The 13,156-nt window shown below is 56.2% G+C and carries 11 protein-coding genes and 2 pseudogenes; 3 read left to right on the forward strand and 10 right to left on the reverse strand.

Annotated features, from left to right (window positions below):
• Window positions 1-175: 175 nt before the first annotated feature.
• From AC4ANE_RS05825 to AC4ANE_RS05835, 3 genes are all read right to left on the reverse strand, one after another.
• Complete coding sequence (locus AC4ANE_RS05825; protein ID WP_002555178.1) at window positions 176-376, reverse strand: hypothetical protein; 201 nt, start codon at window positions 374-376, stop codon at window positions 176-178.
• A 220-nt stretch (window positions 377-596) separates the two neighbouring features.
• A complete protein-coding gene (locus AC4ANE_RS05830) occupies window positions 597-1,382 on the reverse strand; it encodes a sulfite exporter TauE/SafE family protein (RefSeq protein ID WP_460408983.1) in 786 nt (261 codons plus the stop codon).
• A gap of 91 nt (window positions 1,383-1,473) precedes the next feature.
• Window positions 1,474-3,297: a sensor domain-containing phosphodiesterase gene (locus AC4ANE_RS05835; protein ID WP_002555176.1), complete on the reverse strand. Its 1,824-nt coding sequence runs from the start codon at window positions 3,295-3,297 to the stop codon at window positions 1,474-1,476.
• Between the two features lie 298 nt (window positions 3,298-3,595).
• Between AC4ANE_RS05835 and AC4ANE_RS05840 the strand changes: the two genes are divergently transcribed.
• A complete protein-coding gene (locus AC4ANE_RS05840; RefSeq protein ID WP_460408755.1) occupies window positions 3,596-4,051 on the forward strand; it encodes a GNAT family N-acetyltransferase in 456 nt (151 codons plus the stop codon).
• A 13-nt stretch (window positions 4,052-4,064) separates the two neighbouring features.
• On the opposite strand, the gene AC4ANE_RS05845 is transcribed toward AC4ANE_RS05840, so the two are convergent.
• A complete protein-coding gene (locus tag AC4ANE_RS05845) occupies window positions 4,065-4,565 on the reverse strand; it encodes a GAF domain-containing protein (protein WP_002555174.1) in 501 nt (166 codons plus the stop codon).
• Window positions 4,566-4,910: 345 nt separating this feature from the next.
• On the opposite strand from AC4ANE_RS05845, the gene AC4ANE_RS05850 reads away from it, so the two are divergent.
• Both AC4ANE_RS05850 and AC4ANE_RS05855 read left to right on the forward strand, forming a co-directional pair.
• Window positions 4,911-6,179 carry an OmpP1/FadL family transporter gene (locus tag AC4ANE_RS05850; protein ID WP_005734217.1) on the forward strand — a complete coding sequence of 423 codons (1,269 nt, stop codon included), beginning with the start codon at window positions 4,911-4,913 and terminating at the stop codon, window positions 6,177-6,179.
• A gap of 229 nt (window positions 6,180-6,408) precedes the next feature.
• Window positions 6,409-6,906, forward strand: coding sequence for a hypothetical protein (locus AC4ANE_RS05855; RefSeq protein ID WP_057442596.1), 498 nt, complete (start codon window positions 6,409-6,411; stop codon window positions 6,904-6,906).
• A 47-nt stretch (window positions 6,907-6,953) separates the two neighbouring features.
• Here AC4ANE_RS05855 and AC4ANE_RS05860 read toward each other — a convergent pair.
• The 6 genes and pseudogenes from AC4ANE_RS05860 to AC4ANE_RS05885 all read right to left on the reverse strand — a co-directional run bounded on the left by AC4ANE_RS05860 (window position 6,954) and on the right by AC4ANE_RS05885 (window position 13,111).
• Window positions 6,954-8,543, reverse strand: a pseudogene (locus AC4ANE_RS05860) (hybrid sensor histidine kinase/response regulator).
• 46 nt (window positions 8,544-8,589) lie between these two features.
• A complete protein-coding gene (locus tag AC4ANE_RS05865; RefSeq protein ID WP_002555170.1) occupies window positions 8,590-9,219 on the reverse strand; it encodes a response regulator in 630 nt (209 codons plus the stop codon).
• A 217-nt stretch (window positions 9,220-9,436) separates the two neighbouring features.
• Window positions 9,437-10,318, reverse strand: coding sequence for a methyl-accepting chemotaxis protein (locus AC4ANE_RS05870; RefSeq protein ID WP_369812046.1), 882 nt, complete (start codon window positions 10,316-10,318; stop codon window positions 9,437-9,439).
• Window positions 10,295-11,062: pseudogene (locus AC4ANE_RS05875) on the reverse strand (MCP four helix bundle domain-containing protein); the annotation flags it as partial. The gene AC4ANE_RS05870 and the pseudogene AC4ANE_RS05875, both read right to left, overlap by 24 nt.
• 266 nt (window positions 11,063-11,328) lie before the next feature.
• Window positions 11,329-12,252 carry a proline iminopeptidase-family hydrolase gene (locus AC4ANE_RS05880; protein ID WP_002555168.1) on the reverse strand — a complete coding sequence of 308 codons (924 nt, stop codon included), beginning with the start codon at window positions 12,250-12,252 and terminating at the stop codon, window positions 11,329-11,331.
• Between the two features lie 94 nt (window positions 12,253-12,346).
• Window positions 12,347-13,111, reverse strand: coding sequence for a LuxR family transcriptional regulator (locus AC4ANE_RS05885; RefSeq protein ID WP_002555167.1), 765 nt, complete (start codon window positions 13,109-13,111; stop codon window positions 12,347-12,349).
• Between the last annotated feature and the right edge of the window lie 45 nt (window positions 13,112-13,156).

Raw genomic sequence — 13,156 nt, forward strand, 5'->3', positions numbered from 1 at the left:
GGATTCATCAAAGGAGTAGGGTCAATTTACGCAGGCGGACGTGAAGAGGATGTGAAACGGATGTCATGGAAACGAGAAGTAGTTCGATAATTCAAGCGGCGTCGTGACGGGGTGAAACAGCGTCGCCGGTTGCGTGGCAACGCTGTGTCGAGTGATTCGCGGGGATGGAGTCGGTCTAGCGGGCGGCCGCCTGAACGCTTATTTCGGCGGCTGCGCGGCGTGTCATGTGCGGCAGCGAATGAGGCGCGTCGATTCTGGATTTCATGCGGTCGGCAAATTCTCTGGCTTCCTGCCAGCTCCGGCATTTGACCGGATAGTCGTCCAGTATTACAACCCAAGCGTCGCCATATACACCTTCTTCAATTCGGATGAGCATTGTTGGCATCTCCTTTCAAGTGAGGGTAAGTCTGTGCCGGGTCATCGGCGCTGAAGCTGACGCACGAAATCCTGCGCCGAAAATCGGTGTCTCGCTACAAAAAATTACAATTCCCGATGAGTGCGCACGGCCTGCAGGCAAACCGGCTCTGCGGCTTTCGAGACTGTGTTCGTGGGCAAGCCTGACTCAGAAATGTGACAGGCTGATGGATAGGCGCCGATCAGAACACCAGCTTGAAGCCGATCATGCCCAGCATGATGGCCAGGAAAGGCCGCAGCAGGTCGTCGGAAACGCGGCCCGCCATGTGGCTGCCCAGGTAAATGCCCGGCAATGAGCCCATCAGCAGCCAGCCCAGCAATTCCCAGTTCATGTTGCCCATGCTCGCGTGGCCCAGACCTGCAACCAGCGTGAGAGGGACGGCGTGGGCGATTTCCGTACCCACCAGACGCCGGGTCGGCAGCAATGGATAGAGGATGAACAACGCCACGGTACCCAGCGCGCCCGCACCAATGGAGGTCAGTGCGACCATGGTGCCGAGGATCAAACCGGTGATGACCGTTAATACAGTCAGGCTCGTACCGCTGAAAAACGAATGCCCGTCCCAGCGACCATGAGCGAAGGCCAGCAGCTTTTTCTTGAGCAGAACGGCCAGGGCAGTGAGCAGCAGCACAAAGCCCAGCGCCTGCTTGATGATCGCGTTCAGGGCCTCAGGTGCGGTGTGCAGCGTGCTCAGGAACCACAGCGTCAGGAGCACGGCAGGGACGCTGCCCAGGGTCAGCAGACCGGTGACTTTCCAGTCGATGTTGTCATTCTTGCGATGTACCAGAACCCCGCCGGATTTGGTAATCGCCGCATACAGAAGGTCCGTGCCGACCGCTGTGGCTGGGTTGATGCCGAACCACAACAGAATGGGCGTCATCAGCGAGCCGCCGCCGACCCCGGTCATGCCAACGATAAAACCGACTACCAACCCTGCAACTACAAACCCCAGACCACCCGCTTCCATAACCAACCCATTCAAGCAAACGCATCAGGCAAAAAGTGGCGGGCAGCATAACGGCTTGTGTTGCAAACGGTTATGAAGAAGTGTTCTAAGGTTATAACCGTTTGTCGCGGATGACGGCGGCTTCGGCGGCTTCAGTGACCGTTTGCAGGCGGCGGTCAGGGCCTAGCCAGTTCAGTACGGCTTCGGCTTCCATAGGCTTGGAAATCAGATAGCCCTGACCCTCGTCACAACCCCATTGCTTGACCAGACGGCGAATGTCGTCTGTTTCGATGCCTTCGGCCACCACGCAATAACCCAGCTTCTTGGCAAGACCGATCAGTGCCTTGACCAGACGCTGATCGGTCTTGTCGGAAGCCAGATTGCGAATCAGCGACTGATCGAGCTTGACGGTGGTCGCGGGCAATTGCCGCAGGTAGTTCCAGTTGCTGTAGCCCGTACCAAAGTCATCGATCGCCACATCCATGCCCATCTGACGCATGCGTTCCAGTTGGTGACGCACTTCGGCCGGGTTGTGCATCAACGCGCCCTCGGTGAACTCCAGCTCAAAGCGTGTGGGGTCGATCTTGTGCTGACCCAGCAGGCGAATCATCCGGTCAGTGAAAGCCGGACCGGTAAGGTCTTCCGGGGTGACGTTGATCGCAATACGGAAATCGAAGCCTTGTTGCTGCCAGCGCGCGGCCTGCTCGATTGCGCTTGTCAGCACCCACAGACTCAGCGGACGCATGAGTGCGGTTTTCTCGGCCAGCGGCACGAATTCGGCAGGTCCGATGGGACCGAGCGTCGGGTGGTTCCAGCGCAGCAAGGCTTCTACCGAGGTGCACAAGCCAGAGGCGAGGTCGATGCGCGGCTGGTAGACCAGGCGCAGTTGATCATGCGAGTGGACTGCGCTGGTCAACGAACTGAGCAGTTTGAAAGCACGTTGCTGGGCGGCATCGAAGTGCGGCTCATACATCGCCCAGCCCAGATTCCGGTCGCGGGCATCATCGGCAGCGCTGATGACCATGCGCATCCAGTCCTGCTCTTCGGTCGGGTCGCGGTTCAGGGTGACAACCCCCAGACCCACCTGCATCTGCACCGGGATGCCCCGGCATTCTACCGGTGTCTCGAAGTCTTCGAGAATGGTACGAAACAGATGATCAGGCGCTCTTTCTCCGGGCAGCAGAAAGCCGAAGCGGGTAGGGCTGACCTTGTACAGCGAACAGGTTGGCGGCAGCAGATGCTCCAGGCGGCTCTTGATTTCTGTCACCAGGTCCTGAGAGAAGCTGTAGCCCAGAGCCTTGACAATGTCGTTCAGGAACGCGGAGGTGATCATGTCCACCACGACCAACTGATAATCAACGCTCGATGCCAGTGCCTGATGGATGTCTTCCTGCAGACGTGAGCGGTTATACAAGCCGGTCGGCTGGTCAATGAAGCAACTGAGACGCAAGCCGACTATGCGTTTCATGACCAATGAGGCGAAACGCTTGAGCATCTGCGTCTGATGCTCGCTCATCGGTTCACGCGGCTTGGTGTCGATCACGCACAGGCTGCCCAGAGCGATGCCGTCATCGGTAATCAGCGGGGCACCCGCGTAGTAGCGAATATCGGGGTGGCCGGTCACCAGGCTATTGTTCATGAACCGGTCGTCGAGGGTCGCATCCGGAATTTCAAACAGCGAGTCGGAAAGGATCGTGTAAGCACAGAAGGAGACGTTGCGTGGCGTTTCCTGGGCATTCAAACCCACTCTGGCGCGAAACCACTGACGGTGTTCATCGACAATCGAGATCAACGCAATCGGCGTCTGGAAGAAATCGGCGGTCATCGCCACGATTTCATCGAACACGTCGTCAGAGGTGTTTTCAAGTACGCACAGCTCCCTGATGCGCAACAGACGTTGCGTTTCATTCAGCGGAATGGGGGCACTGGCGTTCATAAAATTCTCGATGGGTGTTCGGTGATGACTATATGACATCACGGAGCCGACTTTAACAGATGAAAAAAATTCAATTACAGGCGAAGTACAGGTTAATCGGCCGCAGACGGCTACTTTTTAAGCGTTATCGGTCGCGCAGCCCCATAAGATAAAGGGCCTGCTCGTTTGTATGCAGAGTGTTACAAAAAATGCCATTCGTCGTTTGGTTGCACATCAGCAAAACGGTCATGGCTCGGTATCAACGAAGCCGGCTTTCACTGTGCTCTTCATGTGCGGTTTATCTGCCCAGGTACGAAAAATGGACATCAAGGTTCGACCCGCACGGAGAGCAGACGCTGACGCCATCAGTCGAGTGGTGCTGGCTGCCTTGCGCACCAGCAATGCCAGGGATTACCCGGTCAGGGTGATCGAGCGCGTGCAATTGAGTTTCAGCCCGTCTGCCATTGAGCGGCTCATGCAGCAACGTCGGATGTTTGTGGCGGTGGCGGGGGAGGTGGTTGTCGGAACTGTCAGCCTGGAGGGTCAGGTTGTGCGCTCGGTGTTTGTCGACCCTGACTGGCATCGTCGGGGCGTCGGGCGTTTGTTGATGGCAAAGCTGGAACGTGTCGCCCTGGAGATTGATATAGGGCTGCTGATTGTGCCGTCATCCTTGACTGCGCAGGAGTTTTACAAGGCGCTGGGTTTCAGGTTGGTGCGAGAGCATCAGGAAGGGGAGGAGCGCACATTGATCATGGAACGGCAATTGCGCACCTGAGGCATTCCATGCCTTAAGCAGTGACTTCCTGCATTTCCTGCAGTTGGTAGTGCGCGTACAGCGTGCTGGCGATCAACGTGCAGAAGACTTTCAGGGTATCTAGCGTATCGGCGTCGTCGAGTGGCGTCGGCAGGTTGTCCAGACCGCACAGCGTGCCGAAAAAGTCTCCGTTGGGGAAAATGATCGGCAACGAGAAATAGCTCTGAAAACCGTAGAGTTTCGGGATGGGGTGCTCTGCGTAGACCGCATCCGTGGCAACTTCGTTGATTACGATAGGACGCTTGTGCTGGCGTAACTCATTGCACAGCGTGGTTTCCAGTTTGAGCTCGTGACCGGCCTCCAGTCCGAACTTGATCTCGTCGTACACGGCACATGCCGTCCAGCTGGTTTCGGTTACTTTGGCAATTGCCGCGAATCTCAGGCCGGTCAGCCGGGTCACCAGCCTTAACAGGCTGGAAGTGGCCTCGATCTCACTGATGACTGCCAGCTCTGCTGAAGTCAATTTGTTGTTCAAAATGCGTCACCCTGGTCATAAAAGCACTGATGCAGCCTTGGCAGTACGCCTGGCGCTGCCGATCTTGTGCAGGAAGTGATCGTGCCATACCTGATCGTGGCTTACATAAAATATTGTGTTCCTCGCCTCCAACTATTTAACGAGTTTAATGCCCTTGTCAACGTTAAGGACTTATCCAGGAGGTGTGTACTAGTACATGTGTACTATAGGGATCCTATTTTTGCGTTGATAAAATCGCAGGTTTGCCAGCGCATGGAATGCCTGAAAACACTTTGCAGGTGTATGCAGGCAGTTTCCCCTTCAAACGGGTTGACCGGACCCCCTTTACTGCGAGCATTGAACACCATGCACAAGACGACCCTGGGCTTCACGGTTGCCATGATTTCCACGCACTTGTATGCAGGTGGCTTTGCGCTTAACGAGCAAGGTATAAGCGGCATGGGCACAGCGTTTGCGGGCCGGGCCTCTGCCGCCGAAGATGCCGGCACGGTATACGGCAACCCTGCAGGCATGGCGCGTCTGGCCGGCCAGCAGGTCACCGGTGGCGCTACCTTTATCGATGCATCGACGGATATCAGCCACGCGAGTGGACGTTCGAGCGGCAGCAACGATGGCGACATGGTGCCATTCAAGGCCATCCCGTTCGGTTTTTATACTCGCAGGCTGAATGAACACTGGGCCATCGGCCTTGGCGCGTACGTGCCGTTCGGCCTGGCGACGGATTACGAACGCGGTTTTCAAGGGCGCGCCTTTGCCAGCAAGAGCGATGCAAAAGTTCTGACCCTGCAACCGACATTGAGTTATGCCTTCAATGACAGGGTATCGGTGGGCTTCGGGCCGACCATCAATCAGTTTTCCGGCTCGCTGGAGTCGGACCTGACGCTTAACCCGGCCATCGCCGACAGTAATGTGAAGGTGAAGGGCAAGGATGTCGCGCTGGGCTTCAATATCGGCGTTCTGGCCAGCCTGACTGATACCACGCAGGCTGGTTTGACCTACCACTCCAAAGTGCGCTACGACCTGGATTGCCACACCGAGGTTGCCACAGGTGCCGGTACGCCAGCCCAGTTGCTGAGCAGCAATCGCTATGACTGCTCGCTACAGGTCGATACTCCTGAATCCTACGAGCTGTCAGTCACCCAGAAGCTCACCGATGCCTGGACACTTTATGCGGGGACGACCTGGACGCGCTGGAGCCGCATGAAGGACCTGAGTTTCAGCACCGAGAACATCAGCCCTGCGCGTGGAGGGATACTTGCTGCGTCCTTGTCTGGCGCTATCGCTGGCGGGCTGGACTGGCACGATACCTGGGCCTATGCGCTCGGCACATCGTATCGACTGGATTCACACTGGTCGTTGCGTACCGGCATCCGTCTGGATCAGTCACCGACCAGCAATACCAATCGCTCGCCACGCACACCGACCGGCGACCGTACGATCTTCAGTGTGGGGGCGGGTTATGACGTCAGCAAAGAACTGACCCTTGATGTTGCCTACGCCTATCTTAAAGAAGAAAGCGTTGATGTCAGCCGTGCCAATGCGCTGGCCAGTTACAGCGCGCGCTATCAGAACCGCGCCAGCTTTTTGGGCGTGGGGGCGACTTACCGTTTCTGAGAAAGTTGTAAATCTGCAGAGGCAGTACATCCGTACTGTTACTAGTACATCCGTACTATGGCTGGCCCTGGGTCGGCCACTTAAGCTAACGCGCTGAATAACACCCTGACTTGTCGATGGCAGACGACGTTTTTATAACGTCGCCGGCCGCGCGTGCGCGACCGTAACAGGTCTTGCAGTGGTGTAAACGGATCACTCACAACAGACTTTGTTTTCAGAGGGAGCGCGCATGGGTATTTCTCGCCATTTGGCAAACATAAGGGGGTTGGCGGCGATTACGCTGGTCACAGCAACCATGACGGCCTGTTCGACCGGTGGCGGCAACCCGCTCGATACCCTGACCGGTTATTACAAATATGCGCCTGACTATATAAAAGCCAACATCATTGCCCGCAAGTCGACCAAGGAACAGATTCGCCAGGCGTTTGGTGCGCCTTATTCGGCGCAGGACAATGTGTCCGATAACAGCTCTGAGTGGTACTACGACCGTAACGAATCAGGTCTTAACTCATTGACCAAGATGGCGGTCAAGTACTCTAACCGATATGGTTCTGGAGACGCAGCATCCACCTTGCTTCAAGGGCAATCGCGTATGGGCGATGCACAGGAAATAATGGGCGACGCAAGCACACTGAGCGGCACGCAAGCTACCGGAAGAAAAGCGTCGATTACGCGTATCTTCATCAAGTTCAAGGGCAATGTGGTTGAGCGCTTCACAACTGATTGACCACAGCTCGCTGCCCAACGTCTGCAAGCAACACATTCCAACGACTGTCAGTACACCGCCGAACCGGCCTTGAAACTCAGCAGCAGCGAGCGCAGTTCGACCGGCCTCACCGGTTTTGAAAGAACGGGGATATCCGGATCGTTCAGCGTCTGCCGGACGTGCTAAAGCTCATGGCCGGTAATCACGATGGCGGGTATGCGTCTTCCCTGCAGCCCGCTCAGGTAGGCAATGCAGTCGGCGCCCGAGGCCGTACGATCCAGATCGAAGTCAGTGACTACCAGATCACAGTCGACACTGATCTCGGGGATGCTGCTGAAGGTCTGTACCTCGCAGCCCCATCTGCGTAGCAACATGGCGGTGGCTTCAAGCACGTTGCGATTGTCTTCGATCAGCATGACGCGCAGACCGGAAAGCAGGCGGGTATTCCAGTTGATTTCGATGTTGTTCACCGGCTGGCTGGCGGCCACGGCTTTCAGGCCGCTGACGGTTACCGCAGTGCCGCGCTCGGGCACTGAACTGATATTGACCCGCAGATTCATGAGCCTGGCGATACGGCTGACGATACTCAGCCCCAGGCCAACACCTTCAATGTCGCGGTCACGCTTCTCGCGGACGCGATAGAACTCGTTGCACAAGTGCGGCAAGTGCTCTGCGGGTATGCCGCGACCCCGATCATAAACACCAATGCTGACTGTGCTTTTTTGCCGGCGACAGCCAATCAGAATCGGTTTGCCCGGCGCGTATTTGAAAGCATTGGAGACAAGGTTCTGCAACAGCGTGCGCAGCAATGCCGGGTCGGTCCAGACGTGATGGTTGCCGCTGTGTACGCGAATATCCACGCCAGCCCAGGTAGCAGCCTCGCTGTTCTGCGCGGCCAGCCCGTTGAGCAGTGCATCCAGGTCGACTGATTCGGGGCGCGGTGCGACTTCGCCCTGGTTGAGGGTGTAGATGTCCAGCAACGAACGAAACAGTTGTTCTACCGCACTCAATGCCCGGTCGATGTTATTTACCAGACGTTGTTCGTTATCGCCCAAAGGCGCATCGCGCAGGCAGGCGGTAAACAGGCTGATGGAGTGGATCGGCTGGCGCAGGTCGTGGCTGGCCTGTGCCAGAAACCTTGACTTGGCCTGATTGGCCGCCTGGGTTTCTTCAAGGGCCATGTGCAGTCGGCCAAGCAGAAAATAGACAAACAGCGGCAGGACCAGCATGGTCAGGATCATCATGACGGCCACAGCATGGTGTTCACGCAGAAACGGCGTGAGCACGATGATGATCATCAACGAAATCATGGAAAAGCCGGTTGCCAGCAGCAGGTAGTTGCGCCCATAGCGCATGCCGTAGCCGACCGTCATGCTCAGCATTACCGAGTACACCGGCAACATGGCCTCGCCGCCAACCGAGATCGTTACGATTCCCGCCAGATTATCGGTCACCAGGGCAAACAGACGTCGTCTGCCGGAGGCACCCGGGCGCTGGGCAATGCGTATGATCAGCCCCACCGTGACGACGCCGAAGCCCATGCAATAAGCCAGGATCACAAATAGCTTGTTCTCTGACATTTCACCCATCCCATACGCGATCAGTGCGTAAAGGATCGATGTGGCAATGACCGCCATGCGCAGCAGCGCCTGAGTCATTTCCAGATCTATTCGTGGGGGCAGTAATGACATGACGGCTACCGTCTCAGTGCTGTTTGCCGGCCAGGCTGGAAAACTGTGCAGCGACAGCCGATCGGGTGGGCACACCAAGCGCCTTGAGCAGGCTGGAGACATGAATACGCACGGTAAAGGGTGAAATACCCAGATCCCTGGCGATTTCCTTGTTGGTTTTTCCCGACGCCACAAGCCCCAGTACTTCTCTTTGACGCACGGTCAGATGGCTGATTGCGCCAGAGTCCAGATCGCTCAGTAACGAACCTTCGGGCTTGTACTTGACCACCACTTCGCCATCGCGGATGGCGATGATGGATTCGGCAATTTCCAGGGGGTCTATATTTTTGCCAATGAAGCCATCCGCACCCTGAGACATGACCTGTGAAATGGTGTCCAGATCATCGACCATCGAGACGACAATGATTGAAGTGCGTTTGAACTCGCTGCGCAGGCTGCCGATGGTCTGCATCGAAGTGAGCCCCGGAAAGCGCAGGTCTAGCACCAGTGTGTCGACCTCATCACCCCGGCGTGCGAGGGTGAGTACTTCATCCAGATTGGCTGCTTCTTCAATAATCGCTTCGGGTATCAGCCGCTCGATAGTACGCAGCATGCCCTCACGAAACAGCGGGTGATCGTCGGCCACAATGATTCTGCACGGCATACCTCATACTTCCCGTATTAAAGTAGCGCGCATCATACCTGATAGAAGGTATTTGTATCGTTAATGAAACACATGAAATGCAACTTTAATGGCAGTCGAGTGCTGGCATTTTGTTATTGTTTTTTTTGCCAGAAATGGCACTAGCGCTATGAAAAGGTGCAACAGACGAATCCGCTGTCCTGTCGCCATGCCTGATAGTTATGGATCCCGTTTCGCATCATGTCTTGAAGCGCAGTACAAGATCATTCAAGTTGACTGCCAACTGCGAAAGTTCGGTACTGGCAATCAGTGTTTGCCGGGTGCCTTCGCTGCTCTGTACGGCCAGATCACGGATGCTGATCAGACTTCTGTCTACATCACGTGCTACATGCGCCTGTTGTTCCGATGCCGCAGCGATCTGCAGGTTACGATTATTGATCTCCAGTACCGAGTCGGTGATCTGGCGCAGCGATTGCCCGGCGTCTTCTGCTGTCTTGCGAGTACTGTGGACTTCCTGAGTGCTCTTCTGCATGGACTCGACTGTGGCCGAAGAACCGGCCTGAATCGCCGAGATCATCTGTTCGACTTCCTGAGTGGACGTTTGTGTGCGGTGCGCCAGCGCGCGTACTTCATCAGCCACCACGGCAAACCCCCGGCCTTGTTCACCGGCACGCGCGGCTTCGATGGCTGCGTTCAATGCCAGCAGGTTGGTCTGCTCGGCAATTCCGCGAATCACGCCCAACACTTTGCTGATGTCCTGTGCCTGGCCGGCCAGGGCAGTGACTTGTGCAGAGGAGCCCTCGACCAGGCCGGTCAGGTTGTGCATGGCGGTCAGGGTTTCGGTCACGCGCTGGTTGCCCAGATCGGCAGAGAGGCTGGATTGTTGGGCGGCCTGGGAGGTAGACGTAGCATTACGAGCGACCTCTTCTACGGCAGCACTCATTTCGTTTACAGCAGTGGCGGCCTGTTCGATTTCGCTGTTCTGTTGCTGCAGTGTACGGTCGGCGCTTTCGGTGATTGACGTCATCTCGACGGCAGCGGTACTTAATTGGGCGGATGCGCCGGAAATCTCATGAATGGTGGTACGCAGGTTCCCCGACATGGTGTTGAGGGCCGTCATCAAGCGTGATGCTTCGTCGCTGCCGGTAATGCCCAGTTGCCGGGTCAGGTCGCCTGCGGCGATGTCTTCTGCCAGTTTGAGGGAAGCGTTGAGCGGATCGACAATACTGCGTGTCAGGGTAATCGCCAGAACCACAGTCAGAAGGGACGCTGCAATAACAACGGTCAGCAATACATTGACGCTGTGGTTGTACACGTCGGTTGCATCTTTTCCGGAGCTCACGGCTTCTTCAGCGTTGTGCCCACGCAGGGTGGTGAGTTTTTCCTGATAGGCATTGGCGCGCTGAACCTGTTCTGCGTTAGCAAAGGAAACAGCTTTTTCATGATCGGAGCTGTCCATGGCGATGATCTGTTTCACGCCGTCGATGTAGGCCCCCATCTTGCTGTTGGCGTCTTCGAATTGCGCACGGTCGGCTTCGCCCGAAATCAGATTTTTCCGATAAAACTCGCTGTTCGACCGGAGCGCCGCTATCGCTTCCCGGGCTTTGGCTTCTGCTGTGCTATGCACGGCAGGATCCGTACTGGCGAGCATCCTGATGCTTTCCAGACGAGCGTGAAGCAGGGCGATCTGAATGTCGTCGACGACCTGAATGCTGGGCAACGAGTTTTCTTCGATGTTCTGCTCGGCCGTGCGCAGATGGTCGATCTGCACGTAGGAGAATCCTCCGAGGCCAATCAGCAGCAAGGTAATCACGCCAAAAAACAGGGATGCCCTGCGTGAAATATTCAGCGATCTGATGTTCATGGTTGCCTCCAGCGGCAAAACAGGCGGAAGGGCAATACGTTCCTTTCCGATATCTGTTTTTCTGCTGACGCCTGAGGAGCTTTAATTAATCGCGATGAAAGTTATTTCATGATGGACATAATGCCATGTGGGTTCTGTTAAGCATCAGGCGCTAAAAGTCCCCGTCACAGAGTGAATAATGTTAACGGTTTACACAGTTCACTATTTCTAAAGTATTAACTCTAGTTGTAGGGGGTTGAGGTCTGTGTTCAGTCGGGACTGCAGGACTAAGCCGCTGACACGGTAGCGGCCACAGATAACTTATCCAGAAAACCTGCTACGCAGCCCATGCACGCCATTCTTTCTTCCACATGGGGCATGTGGCTGGACTCTCTGAACACCGACCAGCGAACGTCAGGGATGTTCTCCACGTAGGGTTTCACCACGAGTGGGGTGGCTTCGTCGTAAAACCCCGAAATCACCAATGTCGGGACCTTGATGTGTTCCAGCCTGTCGACAATGGTCCAGTTTTTCAGGGTGCCGATAACGTGAAACTCGGTAGGGCCATTCATGGCGTGATACACGGTCGGGTCCGCGTCGATCTGGTCAAAGGTGCGTTTCACCTCGTCCGGCCAGGGTGTGATGCGGCATACATGACGGTCATAAAATGCCCGCGATGCTTCAAGGTACTCAGGGTCAGTCAACGTTCCTGCCTGTTCGTGCTTGAGCAACGCAGCTTGCACAGCTTCAGGCAAGTCCTCGCGCAGTCGGTTGGCCTCGCTTACCCAGGTCTGCATATCTGCCGGGGAGTTGGCGACAATCAGCGCTTTCAGCCCTTTGGGCTGGAGCACCGAATGCTCCGAAGCCAGCATGCCGCCCCACGACTGGCCCAATAACGCGTAATTGCCTTCGATGCCCAAGTGGGCAAGCAGGTTGTTCAGCTCTCTCAGGAACAGATCGACTGTCCAGAATTCGCGACTCTCATGGGGCAGGCGAGTCGACTTTCCGTTACCCAACTGGTCGTAATGGATCACCGCCTGACTGGTACTGGCGAGGTCCTTGAACGAGTCCACGTAATCATGGGTACAGCCGGGGCCGCCGTGCAGAATGACCAACGGTGTACGCGGGCCTTGCAAGTTGCCGGTGACGCGATACCACGTCTGATAGTCGCCGAACGGCGCAAAACCTTCCTTGATCGTCATGTCTGCCATGTCGCCTGTCCCTGCTGGATAGTTCGGGGCACCATAGCGCTGCGCGTGGCATCTTAAAACTATAGAAAATGATAGGTTTTGGCTGATGAACCGGTCATTGGTCGAGTAAACGGTAGTGAACGGCACGCACGACTGCCTGCACACGGTTTTTGGCACCCAGTTTCTGCATGGCCGAATTCAGATGCAGCGTCACCGTGGCGACCGAACGGTTGAGCTGATCGGCGATTTCCCTGGCCGTCAGCCCTTCGGCAGACCAGCTCAGGCATTCACGCTCACGGCGGGTGAGCTTGATCGCATTACAGGAGCGCATCTTCTGGTCAAACAGCGGGTAGGCGACTTCCTGAAAGGCCTGAGCCAGCAGACCGAACTCGGCCAGGCTCTGCCGGGCATCTTCCAGTGCAGCGTCGCTGCTGTCGGAACACAGGCCTGTCAGGGTGGCAAAACCGCCCTTGGGCATGTGGATAGGCACTGTCACGCCACACGTCATGTGTGAGTCATGCAGATAGCGCACCACCGGCTTGTGCATGTCGGTGATAAAGGTTTGCAGCACCGTTTCAGCCTTGGGCTGGTATGACCATACAAAAGGCGAAACGCTGGCCACGGCCAGGTGTTGCACCGGGTCGATCTGGTAGTACCCCTGGCTGCACCAGAGTGCGTGCCAATCTGCCGGGGTGTTGCGCAATGAAAGCAACGAAGGTGTGATCAGTGCTCCATCATGGGACACAGGCACCGGGCTGTAATCGTAAATCACTGCATCGAATCCTAGATCCGAGGCCAGTAACAGTGCGCAATCCATTTGCTGATCCACTGTAGATGCCGATTGCAGACGCGAATTGAAATCCGACAACCTGATATGCATGGCTTGACCTCCTTTGTCATAGAGCCGGTGTAGGGGGCTTAATAT

The organism is Pseudomonas sp. Pme6b (genome assembly GCF_058129925.1).

What these genes read in the sequence shown, in the direction of transcription:
- AC4ANE_RS05835 (WP_002555176.1), bottom strand. Translation starts at nt 3,297, where the DNA reads ATGAACGCCAGTGCCCCCATTCCGCTGAATGAAACGCAACGTCTGTTG.
- AC4ANE_RS05855 (WP_057442596.1), top strand. Translation starts at nt 6,409, where the DNA reads ATGGGTATTTCTCGCCATTTGGCAAACATAAGGGGGTTGGCGGCGATT.
- AC4ANE_RS05850 (WP_005734217.1), top strand. Translation starts at nt 4,911, where the DNA reads ATGCACAAGACGACCCTGGGCTTCACGGTTGCCATGATTTCCACGCAC.
- AC4ANE_RS05865 (WP_002555170.1), bottom strand. Translation starts at nt 9,219, where the DNA reads ATGCCGTGCAGAATCATTGTGGCCGACGATCACCCGCTGTTTCGTGAG.
- AC4ANE_RS05825 (WP_002555178.1), bottom strand. Translation starts at nt 376, where the DNA reads ATGCTCATCCGAATTGAAGAAGGTGTATATGGCGACGCTTGGGTTGTA.
- AC4ANE_RS05880 (WP_002555168.1), bottom strand. Translation starts at nt 12,252, where the DNA reads ATGGCAGACATGACGATCAAGGAAGGTTTTGCGCCGTTCGGCGACTAT.
- AC4ANE_RS05870 (WP_369812046.1), bottom strand. Translation starts at nt 10,318, where the DNA reads ATGACGGCCCTCAACACCATGTCGGGGAACCTGCGTACCACCATTCAT.
- AC4ANE_RS05885 (WP_002555167.1), bottom strand. Translation starts at nt 13,111, where the DNA reads ATGCATATCAGGTTGTCGGATTTCAATTCGCGTCTGCAATCGGCATCT.
- AC4ANE_RS05840 (WP_460408755.1), top strand. Translation starts at nt 3,596, where the DNA reads ATGGACATCAAGGTTCGACCCGCACGGAGAGCAGACGCTGACGCCATC.
- AC4ANE_RS05830 (WP_460408983.1), bottom strand. Translation starts at nt 1,382, where the DNA reads ATGGAAGCGGGTGGTCTGGGGTTTGTAGTTGCAGGGTTGGTAGTCGGT.